Source organism: Clostridiales bacterium FE2011 (assembly GCA_017569305.1).
Classification (GTDB): Bacteria; Bacillota; Clostridia; order Christensenellales; family Aristaeellaceae; genus Aristaeella.
This window is the reverse complement of sequence record CP069418.1, coordinates 1,348,450-1,365,835: the sequence shown is the minus strand read 5'-3', so window position 1 is coordinate 1,365,835 and position 17,386 is coordinate 1,348,450. Positions and strand designations below refer to the sequence as shown.

Here is a 17,386-nt window from a genome sequence, read left to right as displayed (position 1 = left end):
ACCACGAACATTCTTAAAGGATCATGACTCATGAGGAGGAACGCCATGATTACCAGACAGTTTCAGGAGCTTACGCTCTCCGCTCTCGGCTTTGGCGCGATGCGCCTGCCGGTGCTTGACGGCAAAGACAGCCGGATTGACAAAAAAGAAACCTTCCGCATGGTGGACGAAGCCATGGCGAAGGGGATCAACTACTATGATACCGCATGGGGATACCATGGGGGAAACTCGGAGATCGTCATGGGGGAAGCCCTGGCAAAGTATCCCCGGAACAGTTATTATCTCGCCACAAAGTTTCCCGGGTATGATGTTTCCAACATGCCGAAAGTGAAGGAGATATTTGAAAAGCAGCTTGAAAAAACCGGCGTGGAATACTTTGATTTCTATCTGTTCCATAATGTCTGTGAGATGAACATCAACGAATATCTGGATCCGAAATTCGGGATTTTCGATTATCTGATGGAACAAAAGCGTAAAGGACGCATCCGCCATCTCGGCTTCTCCTGCCACGGAGAGATGGATGTGCTGAAGCGCTTTCTCGCTGCCTACGGCGAGCATATGGAATTCTGCCAGATCCAGCTGAACTGGCTGGACTGGGAATTCCAGCACGGAAAAGAAAAAGTGGCTTTGCTGAACGAATGGAAGATACCGATTTGGGTTATGGAACCTCTGCGCGGAGGAAAACTGGCAAAGCTGGATGAAGCATCCGAAAAAACGCTGAAAGCCCTCCGCCCGGATGAAGAGATCCCGGCGTGGGCCTTCCGCTTTCTGCTGTCAGTTCCGGGCGTGACGATGATTCTTTCGGGGATGTCCACTTTCGAACAGCTTCAGGCAAACCTGAAGACCTTTGAAGAAGAGAAACCGCTGAAAACAGAAGAAAACGCAGCCCTGTCAAAGGTCGCGGAGAGGATGATGTCCAGGAAGTCCATTCCCTGTACCGCCTGCCATTATTGCGTGAGCCATTGTCCGCAGGGGCTGGATATTCCCCGGCTGATCTCCCTGTACAATGAACACCTGCTGACTGCAGAGGATGGCGGAATGGCGTTCATTGCGCCGATGGCCCTGATGGCAATCCCGGAAGAAAAGCGCCCTGTCTCCTGCCTTCACTGCCAGAGCTGTGAACAGGTCTGCCCTCAGCAGATTCATATTTCTGATTTCATGACCGATTTTGTGAATAGGATCGGATAATAACAGAGCCGCAGTGCCAATCTGCCTGCATATAAAACTATCAGCCAAAGAAGGAGAGTGAAGAATCATGGAATTCACAGGCAAGAAATCCGTTATTACCCCGGAGAGTGTATTTATCATCGGAACGTATGACGAAAATGGTGTACCGAACGCCATGAACGCGGCCTGGGGCATGCAGAGCAATATGGGCGAGATTACCCTGATGCTCGCGAAGCATAAGACCACCGACAATTTTGAGAAAACCGGCGCTTTTACCGTAGCCTTCGGTACAGCGGACACGATCCTGATTTCTGACTATTTCGGCGTGGAAACCGGGAACAAGGTCAACAAGATTGAAAAAGCCGGCTGCCATGTGCACAGGAGCGCGCATGTGAACGCGCCGATCATCGAGGAGTATCCGCTGACGCTGGAATGCAAGGTCAGGAACTGGGATCCGGAAACCGGTTACCTGATCGGTGAGATCGTGGCATCCCAGGTGGATGAAAGCATTCTGACAGATGGAAAAGTGGATCTGGGAAAACTGAAACCGATCATCTTCGATCCTTCCTTCAACGTATACCGCGAGGTCGGGGAAGCAGTCGGAAATGCCTTCCGGGACGGACTGAAGCTGAAATAACAAAAAACAATGACGGGCAGGAGTCGGAAAGCACTGCCCATTATTGTTATATGTGCTCCTCATGCCCAATGATCCTAAAGTGGACACTGGGGACTGATATGTACCCAGTTTCCTGGACACATTGAATTATGATCGAGGCTCAACCCATGGATGCCATCCTGTATTTTACGGGTGGCATCCATTTTGTTTTTGCCTGGATGCGCTCATTGTTGTAGTAGTCAATGTACCTCGCCATGGCTGAGGAGAACTCCTCATATGATTTGTAGTCTTTCTCGCATCCATAAAACATCTCGTTCTTTAGTCGTCCGAAGAATGTCTCCATAATACTGTTGTCATAACAGTTTCCTTTTCGGGACATGGACTGAATAACGCCACGTTTCTCAATCGTATTTCTGAAATAAGCATGTTGGTACTGCCAACCCTGGTCAGAATGAAAGATCAGACCATTAAGTGAGGAAAACCTGCTTAATCCTTTCTCCAACATCCGTCGGATCTGTTCCATGTTTGGACTTAACGAAAGATCGTATGAGATGACCTCGTTTGTGTGCATATCCAGAATTGGAGAGAGGTAGCATTTCCCCCAAGATAAATTGAATTGAGAGACGTCGGTTGTCCATTTTTGCAAAGGCTTTGTTGTACTAAAGTCTCGGTTAATGAGGTTATCTGCCACCTTTCCAACTTCTCCCTGATAAGAATGGTACTTTTCTTTCGGACGTTTACCTTTAAGGTCCATGCAATGCATTAAGCGCTGGACCTTTTTGTGGTTTACCTTATAGCCTCTGTTGATCAGTTCGTGGTGTACTCTCCGAACACCATATCGACCTTTGTTGTGTTCAAAGATTTCCCTGATCACACATGCGACTGCTTCGTTCCTTTTCGCTACCACGTCTTCTTTTGAAACTTCGTAATAGTACGTGGATCTGGAAAGGCCATCGCTTTAAGAAGGCACTTCAGTTGGTATCCTTCTTCTCTAAGTTCTTTGATGATCGCTGCTTTTTCGCCTTGAGTCGCGCAGCCTCTTTTTCTTCTCTCAAGGCGATCTCTTTTTTTATGACTTCGATTTCTGCTTTAATGTATGCGTTTTCGGCCCTCAGTCTCACAAGCTCTTCATACTCGGATTCATTGAGTTTCCTAGGGTTGTTGTAATTGATTTTCTTCATATGGGGCTCCTTTGATGGTCGGCCTTTTCTCATGTTTACCAGACCATTATACCCCTCGAGCTTATATTTGCGAACCCAGCGAGAAAGTAAGCCGTTGTGTATACCTGCCTCATTAGCTACTGACAGGATTGATGAACCTGCAATAACCTTGGCAACCAGCTCATATTTCTCTTCTGGAGTCCATTCCTTATTAGTCCCCCGGCGCTTGAGAACCTCCGGCCCATTTGCTTCTTCTGCATGGAACCATCGCAGGATCATCCTGTGAAAGTTTTTAGGATCTTTAATACTTGTGGGAGTCTCTGGCCACCTTCCTTCTCTGTACATCTCAACGCATTTCCTCTTGTACTCATAACTGTAATGCATAAAAATACCCTCCTTACTGGTGTCCAGTAAAGAGGGTACACATCAGTCCCCAGTGTCCACTTTAAATCAGAGGAGAACATGTAAACGAAAGGGACCTGAAAAAACATAAGTATGATGTATTCCGGCTCCTTCAGATTGCGGACAGAAGCCAGCCTGTGGCTGGTTCGGGTCAAGTCAGAGCAAATACCGCACGATTCCTGGAGGAAATTGCGGAAGAAAATATACCGTTCGCGCAACCGGGATTGCCATTCGATATGAACGAAGCGCTTGGATACCTGAAAGAGCTTTATGGAGAATAATGATATAAACCCATAACGATTTTCCCTTACTGGTTGAGTTCCATCACCAACCCGGTTATTGTTATTTCCTCCCGGTCACGCTATGATAAGCCTGTCATCTGATAATACTACCTGTGGAGGAACTCAACCATGGATTTAAATATGGGAAACGTCATCCGACGTCTGCGGACTGAACACTCGGTCACCCAGGAGGAACTGGCTGCACACCTGGGCATCTCTTTCCAGGCAGTCAGCAAATGGGAAACGGGAACCACCATGCCGGATATTACCCTGCTGCCGAGGCTGGCGGCCTTCTTCGGAGTCCGGATAGACGAATTGTTTTCCGTGACTCACGAGGATGAACTGGAACGCATTGACAATATGCTCAGGCGGGAGACTATGACAGACGCCAATTATGCCTATGCGAAACGTGTGCTGGACCGGATCCTGGAGGAAAACCGGCAGGATACCGGCGCCATGAAGCGGTACGCAAACGTCTATCTGGCCAAGACGAACACCGACCTGCTGGCAGCGGGATGCCTGCTGGAAAAAGCAATGGAGCTAACCCCGCTGGATGAGGAAGTATACTCCCTCTACCGGGCCGTGCGCGGCGGAGGGGAGTATGAGCAGCACAGCGGTAACGACTGGTTTATCCGGGTCTGTGAACCCTATGCCAGGAAGTATCCGCAGAACAGTAACCTGTATCGTATGCTGATTGAAGCGATGATCAGCAAGAAGTACTTTGACCGGGCGGAGGAACTGCTCTCCGCGGTATCCTTTGAAGGGGAAAACCGGTATATGAAGGAGATCCTCCTCGGCGATATCCTGCTGGCCAAAGGCGAAGAACAGAAAGCCAGGGAAACCTGGAACGGTATCCCCAAGGATGACTGGCTGGGCCAGAGTGAAGCGGGTGAGCGCTTCAACCGGATCAACGAGTATGAAAAGGCCATTGAATGCTTCAACAATGCCTATAGCGCCCAGCCAGCACCGCACAAGCTGGACATGGTATACTCCCTGGCTTTCCTGTACAAGAAGCTGGGACGGTATGCGGAGGCAAAGAGAGCTTGGAAGCTGATTGCGGAAACCTTGATCACGGAGTACGGAATGACAGAAGAGGACAATGACGTACAGTGGCCCAGGCGTGAGATTGTCCAGCTGGAAGCGTTGATACAATAACGGTTGATATAGGAAAGATGCGGATTGAATAAGCTCAATCCGCATCTTTCTATATATTAAAGTATGATCAAAGGAAGAAGTCGATAATGTCCAGGAGGGCGGAAGAAATCACGCCGATTATACTCTCTTTACGCTTTTCTGCCTTCTGGAATTCTGTGAATTCCTCATCGGTAAGAGGTTTGGGATCCGTTCCCTCGCGGGTCATATCGTAACTGTTGCTGTTCATTTTCTTTCCCTCCTGTGCAATGGATTTCAATCTATGTAAAAAGCCTCTGTGTGAGTGCTTTCATGAATATATACGTTCATTCGGAATGAATGGCAGTAATGAGTATTATTTTTGGCAGACATATTTTGGAGACTGGGAAAGGACGAATGATCAGGAATTCCGAAGAGGCTGCTGAGTTTATCCAAAGCCTGAAAGAGCTAAATCAGTCGATGACGAAAGAATAACTGCAGAGAAGGAAATCATAGTAAAGACGCGGATCAAACTGATCCGTGTCTTTTTTGAAACTTCCCGGTTTCCAGGATTTTTTTCCATACTATTCTCAGCGATAAAAAGAAAATTGCGAAAAACAGAGATATAGAAAAGCTCATTTTGCCAAATTGGTTATTTATACCTGAAATAAAAGAAAATAAAGTAGTTATAGAAAAGGGTAAGCAGCGTCAAAGGAATGAATATCTGCATGCCCTGCTCTATAATCATTTATTGTTATTGCGCCTTGGATTGAAAAATGGTATTGTAGGTGCAAACATTAGCTGCAAACATGAAAAACGGGTATGAGCTGATACCGGCATAAGGAAAGAATCTATTTTGCAAAAGCGGAGGAGACCGGAATGAAAAAGGGAACGACATTATTCATTGCGATTATCTGTATTCTGGCAATAACCACGGTTGGTTTATATACAGGGTATGAAGAAAAAAAGGAACAAGTTGAAACACTGCAGCAGGATATGCTGATCCGGGATGATATGGACGGTGCTTTCAGTGAGGAGATCGCAGAAAAGGACAAACGGATCCAGGGACTGGCAGACGTTCTTGAAGAGAAGGATCGGAAGATCCAGGATCTGAAAGACGATGTTAAGGAAATGGAACAGCAGATTACTGCACTGACGGATGACGCGAAACAATATGTGGAGCGTATCAATGCCTTAAGCGAAGATGTATCCTCCAGGGACAGCCGGATTGGGGAACTGGAAGCATCCATTACTGAGAAGAGCGGCAAAATCGGGGAGCTGGAGACAATTGTTGCCGGGAAGGACAGCAAAGTCGGGGAATTGGAGGCTGCCGTTGCTGAAAAGGACAGTAAGATCAGTGAGCTGGAAGCTGCGGTCTCTGAGAAGGATAACAAAAGCGGGGAGCTGGAAGGCAGTGTTTCTGCAGCACAGGAGCAGATAAATTCCCTGAGTACGGATCTTGCAGATAAGTCGAAGTCAATTGAGACGTTAAACGCGGATATCCAGAACAAGGACAGCCAGATTGAAGAGCTGACCGCGGAGGCGGCCAGCACGAAGGAAACGATACAGAACCTGGAAACGGAACTGAAGGGGAAAGAAGAAACTGTTGTAAGGCTGGAGACGCAGCTGACTGAGAAAGAGAAGACCATCAAAGAACTGAATGACAGTATTGCGGAAAAGGATAAGACCATTGAGGGCCTGGAGGTGAAAAACCAGAATCTGCAGACGCTGCTGAATACCTTTGCCCAGAACCAGGACCAGAATAAGGAGAGTGCAGAAACAAACGGAATGGCCTCCTTGCCTCCCAAAGTCACGATGGATTTTGACACAAATACACTGTCCGAGCCCGGAAAAATCCATGTCGTTATAACGGTGACCAATGCCGGTGAAGAAGACATGAATGAGCCTGTGACACTGTATTATCCTGATGACAAGAAGGTGGAGGAATTCGGTGACGACGGGCTTCCTGCCGGGGAAACAAGAAGCTGGACGGGCGAATGGGATGTGACGCAGGAACAGCTGGACGAAGGGAAAGTGGCCTTTATCATCCGGTACTCCATCTATGACGGTGAGGCCGGCGCGGATGGGCTGCCTGCACTCAGACAGCACAAAACGGTCTTTTCAAAGCATATTATCAAGGGCAAGTAAAAATATGGTGTGAAGGACGGTTTTATGCGGCGGATTCCCAAAGAACACACTCACTATTCATCCGTTATTCACATATTCATAAGCTGAAGATAAGGTAAGCCGGTTATGATACAGATGTCAAAGGGAGATGCGGCCGGCTCCCGCCAATGACGAACATCATCCCGCCGGTTTCCGGCAGTGATGTTTTGAAGATAGATGTTTACACCCACTCCTCTTTAGCGGTGCTGCACCATGCAGCACCGTCTTTTTGTCCTTGGGAAGCGGCAGGTGTTCCGCTGCGTTTGTTTAGTAACAGGGAAGGCTACGGAGAGCGGGAACGAGACAGAGGGGACAGACCAAATGTCACACTGCGCGTTACATTTGGTGCTGTCCCCGCAGTCACATTCCCGCAGGGCGTTGGGGTGTTGCAGCTTTCGGACGAAAAAGGACTGCCCCTGCGGGCAGTCCCTGGTTGTACCTTGGGGTATCTTATTTGCCGGTGAGCTGTTGTGCTTACCAGGTGTAGTTCTCCACATTTACCTTATCCGGGTCGGTAAAGGGTGCCAGGGTGGAAATCATCTTAACAGGCTTGTCGTACCGGTTGAGCACGTAGTGAATTTCGCCAGGCTCGATGTGGATCAGCTGGCCGGGGGTGAGGTGATTGACCACACCGTCCACGATCACATCGACTTCACCTTCCAGGATGAAGAAGTTCTCTTCCATGACGTTGTGATAGTGGGCCTTGAAATCCTGTCCCGGCTGGAACTGGACGATGGCGAAATTCATCCTGGGCCCCTTCATCAGGTACTTCGGGCCGCTGTCTCCGAAACGGTACTCCCTGTCGTTCTCATGAATAATATACATATGTGCTCCTCCAAATCTATATACCGGCCGATGGCTGGCCAGCGGTTACTGAAGTCCGGGTGCCGCCCACATATACCGGGTGATGCCGGCGTCGCTGAGGGCGAGCTGTGCGTCATAAATCTTTCTCCATACTCCATACATCCGGTCATAAACCTGATGGGCTTCCATATTCGGTTCAAACACCTTGGCCCATTTGACCAGCTGCCGGGAGGCGGAGCTGATGTCGCTGTAGATGCCCGCGCCGTAACCGGCAATAATCGCGGCACCGAGTGCAGTGGCTTCCCGCACAACAGGTACTTTTACGGGAAGACCGAGGACGTCGGCCAGGATTTGGCACCAGATATCTCCCTTGCTGGCTCCGCCGGCAAAGACCACTTCCTGCGGCGCGCCTCCGGTGGATTCCCGAACAAGATCCATATGGCCCCGGGCGATCAGGGCGGTGTTTTCCATGATGGCCCGGTAGAAGGTGTACTTGTTGTATTTCTCCGCGTCAAAATCGAAATTGGTGAAGGTGGGTGCCGCATGACGCCAGGCAATGAAATTCATTACGTCGCTGAAGGTGCACATCATGCCGTAGCAGCCGGCGGGAATCTTCTCCGCCTGCTCATTCATCAGCTGATAGGGATCGGTGCGCTTTTCCTTGGCCAGGCGGCATTCCTCCTGGCAGAAGGCGTCACGGTACCAGCGCATGGTCAGGCCGGGCTTGAAGGCCAGGGCCTCATACTGCCACATGTTGGGAACGGCGTGGCAGTTGACGCGGACGCGGCACTGCTCGTCCGTCTTTCCGTTGGGGGTGTTGAATTCATACTGCCAGAAGCTTCCGCCGAAAATGGCAGCCTGGCCGGGATCCACCACGCCGACGCCCACGCAGCCCAGCTGGGCGTCTCCGCCGCCGGTGACCACCCGGGTGCCTTCCGCCAGCCCGGTTTCCGCTGCGCCTTTCGCGTTGACCGTTCCGATCACCTGGCCGCATTCAGCTACGGGCGGGAAAATATCGTCCTTCAGGCCTACTTTGCGCATGATTTCCGGATCCCAGGAACGGCTCTGGAGATCGAAAATGCCGGTGGTGCTGCCGTTGGAAGGCTCCACAGCCAGCACGCCGGTGAGCTTGTAAATCAGCCAGTCGTTGAACATGCCCACGGTTTTGACTTGCTCATAGATCTCCGGCATTTTGTTTTTGACCCAGAGAATACGGGGCAGGGCACCCAGGGCGTAGGTCTGTCCGGATACCCGATAGATTTCCTTTTCCAGTTCGGGGTTCATCCGGATCAGCTCGGCAACCTCGTCGTTGCTCCGGGCGTCCACATTGGCGCAGGCCCAGATTTCCTCCCCTGCGGCGTTGTACAGCACAATGCCCTCCCGCATGCAGGTGGTGCTGACCGCGGCGATTGCCTTCGGATCAATCCCTGTTTCCGCCAGCACACCGCGGATGCAGGAGCTGGCCAGGTCCCAGTTGTGTTTCCAGTCAAAATCCATACTGCCGGGGAAACGCGGATCTTCCGCGTGCGTCCATTCCTGCTGGACGCAGCCCAACTGGTTTCCTTCCGTGTCGAAAAGAACCGCCCGGACGCTGCCGGTTCCGGCATCCACCGCCATCAGGTACTGTTTTTCCATCTGTGCTTTTCCCTCCCGTAAAAGATCCTGTATCTGTACTGTGTAGATTGCTTATTCCGCGTCATCCATTTCCTGAATGGCCTGCGCGGTATCCGTATCGGTGATCAGGATATCCAGGAAGTGTCCCTTCAGGGCGGAACGGATTGCTTCCGCCTTGACCTTGCCCGCCGCGACGCCGATCACATGGTGCAGGTTCCGCAGCTTGTCCAGGGAGGTGGCGATGAGACGGTCCTCGATGGGACTGCTGACCGGGTTGCCTTCGCTGTCCAGGAAATGGCTGAGCACGTCGCCCTTGGCCCCCTTCATGGACAGGTAGAGCAGGTCGTTATTGTTCAGTATGCCGGAATGGAAGATGGTGGCGCTCATATCCATGGAGCCGATGCCAACCACCGAGAGCTCCGCATGGGAAATCATCCGGCTGATCTGCTGCACGCTTTCCTCTTTCCGCATGGCCTCAGCCATCTCGCTGGTGGAGGCCAGCAGGGGAGCGGGAATCAGGTGAAGCTTGGCGTTGAACACGTTGCTGAGGGTGTTCGGCAGGTAATAGCTGACGCCGCCGGTGAGGGAAACGCAGGTGATGGTGCTTTCGGCCATGGTGGCCAGGTTGTTCAGCACCCGGCCGGGGGTGTCCCCGTAACCGATGTTGATCACGCTGTTTTCCTTCAGCCGTTCATTAATATACATGCTGGCGGCTTTGGCGATATTCGCGTTGGTGCGGGACGGGTCCGCGGGACCGGGCACCAGGAAGACGTCCTCCAGGCCGTAACGCTCCTTGAGGCGCTTTTCCGCCTCCAGCCGGTCTTCACTGCCCCGACGGAGGGAAAACTGGATCATGCCGGTTTCCCGGGCTTTTTCCAGCAGACGGACAACCCGGAGCCGGGTGACGCCGATCTGATCGGAGATCTGCTGCTGAGTGAGGTTTTCAAAATAGTAGTACCAGGCGGCCTTCGCCATCAGCGCTTCTTCATAATCCATATCGCTTCAGCCCTCTTCATACAAAAGTTTAAGTTGTAAACAAATGTTAATCAAGATGGAGTATAGCATCATCCTGTGCAGATGTCAATGGAATTCAGCACTTTCTTACTGTATTTCCTTATAAATATTGAATTACAAATGATCAAAGGCACGCAAACTGATAATGGAAAAAGCTGTTGACAAATGTTATGCCGGCATATATACTGTTTCGTGAGTGAACAAATGTTGCGTTGTGAAATAAAATATCTACTTCGCTGGGAAAGGAAAGAAAACCCGTGGCTAATGTAAACGCAGACAGCCGTGCTGTCTGCACACTTTCGGTCAGCAATATCCGGAAGGCCTTCGGCATCAATGAAGTGCTGAAGGGCGTCAGCATATCCCTCCGGGCCGGAGAGGTTCTTGCGCTGATCGGCGGAAACGGAGCAGGCAAAAGCACCCTCATGAAAATCATCATGGGGATCTATCGTGCTGACAGCGGCGCCATTGAAGTGGACGGCTGCCCCGTGAACATGGTCAATCCGTCCGCCGCCCTCTCGGCCGGTATTTATATGGTTCCCCAGGAACCGATGCTTTTCCCCAACATGACGGTGGAAGAAAACATCCTGATGGGATTTAAGGATAAGGTGCCGGAGCTTCGGAAACGCCTGGCCACCCATATGAAGGAACTGGATTTCCGGCTGAATCTCCAGCGGAAGGCCAACACCCTTTCCATTGCGGAGCAGCAGCTGGTGGAAATCCTCCGCGGCCTCCTGCGGGAAGCCAAGGTGCTCATCCTGGATGAGCCCACCAGCGCCCTGACCTTCGGTGAGGTACAGTCCCTGTTCAAGGTCATCGGGGACCTGAAGAGCAAGGGCATCAGCATGATCTACATCACCCACCGCCTGACAGAAGTTTTTGAGGTGGCAACGGATGTGGCCATCATGCGGGACGGTGTAATCACGCTGAAAGGCCCGGTAGGGGAGTTTAATAAGGAAATGCTGATCCGGGGCCTGCTGCCCTCGGACGTGGAAATGTGCACAAGCGGCAGATGCGCGTATGTGCCCGTGGATTACGAACACCTGGATCCGGTCATGGAAGTGCAGGGGCTGACGGGCTATGGTTTCAAGGATATTTCCTTCAAGCTTTATCCGGGCGAGATCCTGGGCATCGCCGGCGTGGTCGGCGCGGGACGCACGGAACTGATCAGCACCATTTTCGGCCGGGACAAGACGCTGGCCGGCAAGGTGCTGCTGGAAGGCAAGGATATTACGGGGCTGTCCACCGGCCAGCTGCTGAGGGCGGGCATCAACTTCGTTCCTGAAGACCGGCATTACCACGGCCTGTTCAAGATCCGCTCCATTTCCTCCAATACCACTTCCGCCCTCCTGAATACCCGGGAGATCGGCCGGGTGGATATCAACCGGAAAAAGCAGAAGCAGATTTCACAGAAATATGTGGACGATTTCCGAACCAAGATCGTTTCCCTGGAAGACCTGATCGGCAGCCTTTCCGGCGGCAACCAGCAGAAGGTGGTTATCGCCCGGGCACTTTCCACGCTGCCCAAGGTCGTGATTCTGGATGAGCCTACCCGCGGAATCGACGCCGGTGCCCGCGGCGACGTCTACAACATCATTCATCAACTGAAAGAGGCGGGAGTTGCGGTGCTGATGGTTTCCTCGGACATTGAAGAAGTGGTGGAAATCGCGGACCGCGCCGTCACGGTGTTCCAGGGCAGGATCAACGGGGAATTCAGCCATGATGAGATCAACCAGGACGTCCTGACCAGCGCATCCTTCGGGATCGTCGGCAGAAAGGCGGTGACGGAATGAGCATCGTGAAAAAACTGCTGAAGGCCCGCTGGAGTTCCAGCCTGATCTTCCTGATTCTCCTCTTCCTGATCACCGGCCTGGCCAATGCCTCGTTCCTGAGCTACTCCAATATCATTGCCTGCTTCAACACGGCAACCATGTATACCCTGCTGGCTATCGGGATCGCCTTCGTCATCATGACAGGGGAAATTGACGTTTCCATCGGTGCGGTACTGGGACTGGCGGCTTCGGTCACCGGCATGATCGCCCAGGAGGGCGGCAGCATCGGGAAGATGCTGGTCTGCGTACTGCTGATCGGCGCGGCGGTGGGACTGTTCAACGGCATTGGGGTTTCCTTCTTCGGTGTGCCGTCCCTGATTTTCACCCTGGGTACCAACGGCGTGCTCCGGGGCATCATCTACATGGTCACCGAAGGCCGGACCATTGAAAACTTCGGCGGCCCCGTGGCTGTCTATGGCAATATGTCGCTTTTCGCAGGGATTTCCCTGTATTACCTGATTGCGCTGGTGCTGGTGGTGATCGCCCACCTGGTAACCACCCGGACCCGCCGGGGCAAGTACTTCATCGCCGTGGGCGACAACGCGGGCGGCGCGACCCTGGTAGGTATTTCCGTGCTCCGCACGAAGATCACCGCTTATGTGATCTGCGGCGTCATGGCCGGTATCGCTGGTTATGTGTTCGCTTCCAAGTACGGCCAGGTGATGAATGTGGCCGGCAACGGCTATGAAATGACAGCCATTGCGGCCTGCGTGCTGGGCGGTATCTCCCTCAGCGGCGGCCTGGGCAACATGGTGGGCGCGGCCATCGGCGCGGTGATCATGTCCTCCATCAGCCGGCTGCTGGTATTCATCGGCCTGCCGTCCACCTACGACAATACGATTACCGGCGTGATGCTGATTGCCATCGTGGTGGTGGACGCCCTGACCCAGCGGCGCGCGATTGAAGCGGCCCGCCGCAAGCGGCTCCTGAACCGGACGGAAAGCAAACCGGAGGAAGGAGGGATCAAGGCATGACGATCCTGAAAAAACTCCTGAAACGCTGGGAAACTTTCCTGGTCCTCTTCCTGATCCTGGAGTTTGTGGTGTTCGGCGCGGCCAATCCGAAGTTCCTTCGCCCGGCGTCCATTATGACCGCCGTGGTGAACTATATCAGCGTCTGCATTATCACCCTGTTCGTGACGATGGTCATGATCGGCGGGGGCATTGATATCCAGGTGGCTTCCATCATCGGCCTGACCAGTATCATTGAAGGCGTGCTCTGGAGCGACGCGGGTTTCAATATCTGGGCGGCTGTGCTGTGTGCAGTGGCTGCCGCGGCCCTGTGCGGCGCGCTCTCCGGTTTCTTCGTGGCCTATTGCGGCGTGCAGCCCATGGTTGTGACCCTGGGCGGAAGCTTCCTGTATTCCGGCCTGGCACTGCTGGTTTCCGGCATGTCCGCCACGCCCGCCTACCAGGGCATCAGCGGCTTCCCGGAAAAGCTCAAGGGAAATATCTTCGTTGATTTCCGTTTCCTGGGCAAGGGAGAGCTTTTCGGCATTCCTTTCCAGATCATCATTTATGTGGTGCTGATCCTCTTCTGCGTGTGGCTCCTGCACCGTACCAAGTACGGCGAGCGGCTGTACCTCATCGGTGTGAACAAGGAAGCGGCAGAATACTCCGGTATCAATACCCGGGCTGTGATCATGAGCACTTATGTGCTGGCTGCGGTGAGCGCGGCGATCGCAGGCACGCTGCTGACTTCCAACGTCAACTCCGCCAAGTATAACCTGGGCAGCGGCTATACGCTGGCCATCATCACGGCGGTTGTGCTGGGCGGCACTTCCAATACCGGCGGCAAGGGAACCATCCTCGGAACGGTCCTGGCTTCCCTGATCATCTGCATCATGCGCTATGGCCTGCCGCTGTGCTTCGGTGTCAGTACTCAGAACCTGGATCTGCCTGTCGGCATCATCCTGGTCATTGTGGTGCTCGGACGGGAGATTGCCGGAAAGCATATGATTTCATCCATGTTCAGGCGGCTGAAAAGCCGGTCCGCCTGACCTGAAACGGTTGTTTCCCGGGGCTGTTGAGACCCCTGGAGATAAATAAATCACTTTTATAGGAGGAACCTATCATGAAAAGGATTCTGTCTCTTGTGCTGGCCCTGTGCCTGGTCCTTGGCATTTCCGCAGCGTTCGCGGATGGCAAGAGCCCTGTGGACGGCCTGACCGTTGCTTTCATCCCGAAAGTATCCGGTAACAGCTTTTTTGAAGCAGCCAACGACGGTGCCCAGAAGTACGCGGCCGATTGGGGCCTCACCGTGAAGTACATCGGCTCTCCCGATGCTTCCGTTACCACCCAGCTGGACCTGATCCAGCAGGCCATCGACCAGGGCGTGGACGCTATCAGCATTTCTTCTGTTGATGCGACCGCGCTGGATGAGAAACTGCAGGAAGCGCAGGCTGCCGGCATCTATGTCAGCACCTGGGACTCCGACGTCTCTCCCGACTCCCGTGCGCTGATGGTTTCCCAGGGCACCGCTGCCGTGCTCGGACCGATGCTCGTTGAAATGGGCGTTGAATCCCTGAAGGAACGCGGCGTGGACGTGAATGGCGAAGTCAAGTATGTGTGGCACTATTCCAACCCCTCCGTTGCGGACCAGAACTCCTGGTACGTAGCTGGCGAAGAATACATCAAGGCCACCTATCCCACCTGGGTAGCCATCCATGATCCCTACTATTCCGAGCAGGATGCCGCCAAGTCCGTGAACATCGGCGAAGCCGTGCTGGATGACAACCCTGACGTTGACCTGATCATCTGCAACGACTCCACCGCGCTGCCCGGACAGTGCAAGGCCGCCCAGAACAAGGGCCTGACCGCTGAAAACGTGACCATCACCGGTTTCTGCCCGCCCTCCGGTATGACCGAGTACCTGGAAGCCGGTGCCTGTACCCGCTGGGGTCTGTGGGACTGCGGTATCCAGGGCGCCATGGGCTGCTACCTGGCTGCTTACATCTCCGCCGGCAACACCGTGCATGTGGGCGACAAGGTTGACATCCCCGGCATCGGCGAAGTCGAAATCCTTGCCAACAGCGATTTGGTGGAAGGCCAGGAGACCGCTGAGGAAAACAACGGCGTCGTGCTGCTGCCCGAACGCGTTGTGTTCACCAAGGACAACGTTGCACAGTACAACTTCTGATCCCCATATTCCGGAAGGAGTCCCGCGGGACTCCTTCCATTGCGGCGGAAGCTGCGGCATGACGCGGCTTTTGCCTTTTCTTGCATCAACGTACGGAAAGGATGATTCTCTTATGGCAGATAAAGACGGCCTGAAAATCGCGAAAGACTATCATACAGAAACTCCCTTTGCCAACAACCGTGCCTTCCATGTGAAGGGCGCGGAGCACCTGGACTGGGGCATGAAAAAGCACCTGGCGAATATCTTTGATCCCAAGTCCGGCAATACGGTCATGTTTGCTTTTGACCACGGCTATTTCATGGGCTCTACCGCGGGCCTGGAACGGCTGGACCTGGTTGTGCCAAAGCTCATGCCGAACATCGACTGCCTGATGGGCACCCGTGGAGCGTTGCGTACCTGCGTGCCGCCGGAAAACCGGAAGGCGGTGGCGCTGCGTGTATCCAGCGGCTCCAGCATGCTCAATGACGACCTGAGCCATGAAGTGGTGGCGGTGGACATTGAGGACGCAATCCGGATGAATGCGGACTGCATGGCGGTTCAGACCTTCATCGGTGCGGACGGACAGCTTGCTTCCATTGATAACCTGAGCAAGGTCATCAACGCCGGCTTCCGTTACAGCATTCCTACCCTGGGCGTGGTGGCCGTGGGCAAGGACATGGAGCGAACCGACCGCTTCTTCAAACTGGCCACGCGGATCATTGCTGAAATGGGCGTGCAGATTGTCAAAACCTATTACTGTGAAAACTTTGAGGAAGTAGTTGCGGCATGCCCGGTGCCGATCGTGGTGGCCGGCGGCAAAAAACTGCCTGAAGATGAAGCTCTGACCCTGGCTTACAAGGCCATCCAGGGCGGTGCCCGCGGTGTCGATATGGGCCGGAACATTTTCCAGAGCAACCACGCCATCGAAATGAGCCAGGCGATCAGGAAGATCGTTCATGAAGGATATACAGACAAGGAAGCCTTTGAATTCTTCCAGGATGCGATCCACTGATCACGGGTATTTTCCGGGGAAGCCGGCCGGTTTTGGGCCGGCTTCTTTCACACTATCCTGCTGAACCCAACCGGATGAAGGAGGAATGACCATGTTTCTTTCCATTACCAGGATGGTCGTGCCGGTGCTGCTCATGTTCCTGCTTGGCTGGTTCTGCCACTGGCGGCGGATCATCAGCGCCGAGGGGCTGAAGGGAATCAAGGATCTGGTGAGTAGCGTGCTGCTTCCGGTGGTGCTGTTCAACGCCTTTTTTACCGCGGAATACTCCGGGACCATTGCCCTCACCTTCGGTACCGTATATGTGGCCTGTGCCCTGGGACTGGCTGTCGGTTTCCTCCTGCGCCGCTGTGCCGGGAAACATGGCCGGTTCCTGCCCTTCCTGGTCACCAATTTCGAGGGAGGCATGATGGGTTACGCACTGTTTGCCCTGCTGTATCCGGGACAAACGCATATCTTCGCCATGGCGGACATCGGGCAGACCCTGAATGCATTTACGGTGTTCCTGATTACGATGCAGGCGGTGAACTCCGGCAAAGTGAATCCCCGTGCGCTGGCAAAAAGCGCCGTGACCAACCCGGCATTGATTGGATCTCTGCTGGGTGTCCTGCTCGGTGCCACAGGTATTGGAAAAGCAGTGCTGTCGTCTCCGGCCGGAGGAGTTGTATCTGACGCTATTTCTTTTATTGCGGCTCCGGTATCCGGACTGATCCTGGTGATTGTCGGATATGAGCTGAACTTCAGGAAGAAACTGATGAAGCCCGTCCTGATCACCGCCGCACTGCGGATCGCGGTGGCGGCAGTATTGCTTGGGCTCAGTTCCCTGCTGATTTTCAGCATTATCCCGTTTGACAAGCAGCTGTTCACCGCACTCATGCTGGCCTGGTCACTGCCGGCGCCGTTTATTATTCCCCTGTTTGCGGATATGGGCGAGGACGCTGAATATATTTCCACGACGCTGTCCATGGAAACGATTCTTTCCATCCTGCTGTTTATCGGCGTCGCGGCGTACAGCATTGCGTAGAAAAGAGATATTTATCATGGCTGCCCCATACCTTTTTGCGGCGCCGCAGAATGCGGCACCGATTTTTTGTTAT

At 53.3% G+C, this 17,386-nt stretch carries 18 protein-coding genes; 12 read left to right on the top strand and 6 right to left on the bottom strand.

Annotation, left to right across the window (positions count from 1 at the left end; genetic code table 11):
* Positions 1-45: 45 nt before the first annotated feature.
* Together JRC49_06355 and JRC49_06350 are read left to right on the top strand one after the other, a co-directional pair.
* A complete protein-coding gene (locus tag JRC49_06355; GenBank protein ID QTE72429.1) occupies positions 46-1,188 on the top strand; it encodes an aldo/keto reductase in 1,143 nt (380 codons plus the stop codon).
* Positions 1,189-1,255: 67 nt separating this feature from the next.
* Positions 1,256-1,804 (top strand): flavin reductase family protein, encoded by a 549-nt coding sequence (locus tag JRC49_06350; protein QTE72428.1) that lies wholly within the window; start codon positions 1,256-1,258, stop codon positions 1,802-1,804.
* Positions 1,805-1,943: 139 nt separating this feature from the next.
* On the opposite strand, the gene JRC49_06345 is transcribed toward JRC49_06350, so the two are convergent.
* Both JRC49_06345 and JRC49_06340 read right to left on the bottom strand, forming a co-directional pair.
* A complete protein-coding gene (locus tag JRC49_06345; protein QTE72816.1) occupies positions 1,944-2,690 on the bottom strand; it encodes an IS3 family transposase in 747 nt (248 codons plus the stop codon).
* A gap of 64 nt (positions 2,691-2,754) precedes the next feature.
* Positions 2,755-3,327 (bottom strand): helix-turn-helix domain-containing protein, encoded by a 573-nt coding sequence (locus JRC49_06340; GenBank protein QTE72427.1) that lies wholly within the window; start codon positions 3,325-3,327, stop codon positions 2,755-2,757.
* Positions 3,328-3,755: 428 nt separating this feature from the next.
* Between JRC49_06340 and JRC49_06335 the strand changes: the two genes are divergently transcribed.
* Positions 3,756-4,781 (top strand): helix-turn-helix domain-containing protein, encoded by a 1,026-nt coding sequence (locus JRC49_06335; protein ID QTE72426.1) that lies wholly within the window; start codon positions 3,756-3,758, stop codon positions 4,779-4,781.
* A 67-nt stretch (positions 4,782-4,848) separates the two neighbouring features.
* On the opposite strand, the gene JRC49_06330 is transcribed toward JRC49_06335, so the two are convergent.
* Positions 4,849-5,007: a hypothetical protein gene (locus tag JRC49_06330; GenBank protein ID QTE72425.1), complete on the bottom strand. Its 159-nt coding sequence runs from the start codon at positions 5,005-5,007 to the stop codon at positions 4,849-4,851.
* A gap of 369 nt (positions 5,008-5,376) precedes the next feature.
* Between JRC49_06330 and JRC49_06325 the strand changes: the two genes are divergently transcribed.
* From JRC49_06325 to JRC49_06315, 3 genes are all read left to right on the top strand, one after another.
* Entirely contained in the window at positions 5,377-5,562 is a 186-nt protein-coding gene (locus JRC49_06325) for a hypothetical protein (GenBank protein QTE72424.1), read from the top strand.
* Positions 5,563-5,615: 53 nt separating this feature from the next.
* A complete protein-coding gene (locus JRC49_06320) occupies positions 5,616-6,884 on the top strand; it encodes a hypothetical protein (GenBank protein ID QTE72423.1) in 1,269 nt (422 codons plus the stop codon).
* A 146-nt stretch (positions 6,885-7,030) separates the two neighbouring features.
* A complete protein-coding gene (locus JRC49_06315; protein ID QTE72422.1) occupies positions 7,031-7,366 on the top strand; it encodes a hypothetical protein in 336 nt (111 codons plus the stop codon).
* A gap of 10 nt (positions 7,367-7,376) precedes the next feature.
* Here the strand turns inward: JRC49_06315 and JRC49_06310 are convergent, their stop codons facing one another.
* The 3 genes from JRC49_06310 to JRC49_06300 are packed head-to-tail and all read right to left on the bottom strand — an operon-like array spanning position 7,377 to position 10,316.
* Positions 7,377-7,727, bottom strand: coding sequence for a cupin domain-containing protein (locus JRC49_06310; protein QTE72421.1), 351 nt, complete (start codon positions 7,725-7,727; stop codon positions 7,377-7,379).
* Positions 7,728-7,772: 45 nt separating this feature from the next.
* Positions 7,773-9,341: an autoinducer-2 kinase gene (gene lsrK, locus JRC49_06305; GenBank protein ID QTE72420.1), complete on the bottom strand. Its 1,569-nt coding sequence runs from the start codon at positions 9,339-9,341 to the stop codon at positions 7,773-7,775.
* A 51-nt stretch (positions 9,342-9,392) separates the two neighbouring features.
* On the bottom strand, positions 9,393-10,316 hold the full coding sequence (locus tag JRC49_06300) for a sugar-binding transcriptional regulator (protein QTE72419.1): 924 nt from the start codon (positions 10,314-10,316) through the stop codon (positions 9,393-9,395).
* Between the two features lie 275 nt (positions 10,317-10,591).
* Between JRC49_06300 and JRC49_06295 the strand changes: the two genes are divergently transcribed.
* The 6 genes from JRC49_06295 to JRC49_06270 all read left to right on the top strand — a co-directional run bounded on the left by JRC49_06295 (position 10,592) and on the right by JRC49_06270 (position 17,313).
* Positions 10,592-12,124: a sugar ABC transporter ATP-binding protein gene (locus tag JRC49_06295; protein QTE72418.1), complete on the top strand. Its 1,533-nt coding sequence runs from the start codon at positions 10,592-10,594 to the stop codon at positions 12,122-12,124.
* Positions 12,121-13,137, top strand: a complete 1,017-nt coding sequence (locus JRC49_06290) for an ABC transporter permease (GenBank protein ID QTE72417.1) — start codon at positions 12,121-12,123, stop codon at positions 13,135-13,137. The genes JRC49_06295 and JRC49_06290 overlap by 4 nt, the downstream gene beginning before the upstream one ends.
* Positions 13,134-14,162 (top strand): ABC transporter permease, encoded by a 1,029-nt coding sequence (locus tag JRC49_06285; GenBank protein ID QTE72416.1) that lies wholly within the window; start codon positions 13,134-13,136, stop codon positions 14,160-14,162. The genes JRC49_06290 and JRC49_06285 overlap by 4 nt, the downstream gene beginning before the upstream one ends.
* Positions 14,163-14,236: 74 nt before the next feature.
* Positions 14,237-15,301: a substrate-binding domain-containing protein gene (locus tag JRC49_06280; GenBank protein QTE72415.1), complete on the top strand. Its 1,065-nt coding sequence runs from the start codon at positions 14,237-14,239 to the stop codon at positions 15,299-15,301.
* Positions 15,302-15,413: 112 nt separating this feature from the next.
* Positions 15,414-16,292: a 3-hydroxy-5-phosphonooxypentane-2,4-dione thiolase gene (gene lsrF, locus JRC49_06275; protein ID QTE72414.1), complete on the top strand. Its 879-nt coding sequence runs from the start codon at positions 15,414-15,416 to the stop codon at positions 16,290-16,292.
* A gap of 112 nt (positions 16,293-16,404) precedes the next feature.
* Positions 16,405-17,313 carry a hypothetical protein gene (locus JRC49_06270; GenBank protein ID QTE72815.1) on the top strand — a complete coding sequence of 303 codons (909 nt, stop codon included), beginning with the start codon at positions 16,405-16,407 and terminating at the stop codon, positions 17,311-17,313.
* Positions 17,314-17,386: the final 73 nt, after the last annotated feature.

Bases quoted from the DNA above. Each gene is read 5' to 3' on its own strand.
- JRC49_06355 (QTE72429.1), top strand. From the start codon at position 46: ATGATTACCAGACAGTTTCAGGAGCTTACGCTCTCCGCTCTCGGCTTT.
- JRC49_06350 (QTE72428.1), top strand. From the start codon at position 1,256: ATGGAATTCACAGGCAAGAAATCCGTTATTACCCCGGAGAGTGTATTT.
- JRC49_06340 (QTE72427.1), bottom strand. From the start codon at position 3,327: ATGCATTACAGTTATGAGTACAAGAGGAAATGCGTTGAGATGTACAGA.
- JRC49_06335 (QTE72426.1), top strand. From the start codon at position 3,756: ATGGATTTAAATATGGGAAACGTCATCCGACGTCTGCGGACTGAACAC.
- JRC49_06330 (QTE72425.1), bottom strand. From the start codon at position 5,007: ATGAACAGCAACAGTTACGATATGACCCGCGAGGGAACGGATCCCAAA.
- JRC49_06320 (QTE72423.1), top strand. From the start codon at position 5,616: ATGAAAAAGGGAACGACATTATTCATTGCGATTATCTGTATTCTGGCA.
- JRC49_06315 (QTE72422.1), top strand. From the start codon at position 7,031: ATGACGAACATCATCCCGCCGGTTTCCGGCAGTGATGTTTTGAAGATA.
- JRC49_06310 (QTE72421.1), bottom strand. From the start codon at position 7,727: ATGTATATTATTCATGAGAACGACAGGGAGTACCGTTTCGGAGACAGC.
- lsrK (QTE72420.1), bottom strand. From the start codon at position 9,341: ATGGAAAAACAGTACCTGATGGCGGTGGATGCCGGAACCGGCAGCGTC.
- JRC49_06300 (QTE72419.1), bottom strand. From the start codon at position 10,316: ATGGATTATGAAGAAGCGCTGATGGCGAAGGCCGCCTGGTACTACTAT.
- JRC49_06290 (QTE72417.1), top strand. From the start codon at position 12,121: ATGAGCATCGTGAAAAAACTGCTGAAGGCCCGCTGGAGTTCCAGCCTG.
- JRC49_06285 (QTE72416.1), top strand. From the start codon at position 13,134: ATGACGATCCTGAAAAAACTCCTGAAACGCTGGGAAACTTTCCTGGTC.
- JRC49_06280 (QTE72415.1), top strand. From the start codon at position 14,237: ATGAAAAGGATTCTGTCTCTTGTGCTGGCCCTGTGCCTGGTCCTTGGC.
- lsrF (QTE72414.1), top strand. From the start codon at position 15,414: ATGGCAGATAAAGACGGCCTGAAAATCGCGAAAGACTATCATACAGAA.
- JRC49_06270 (QTE72815.1), top strand. From the start codon at position 16,405: ATGGTCGTGCCGGTGCTGCTCATGTTCCTGCTTGGCTGGTTCTGCCAC.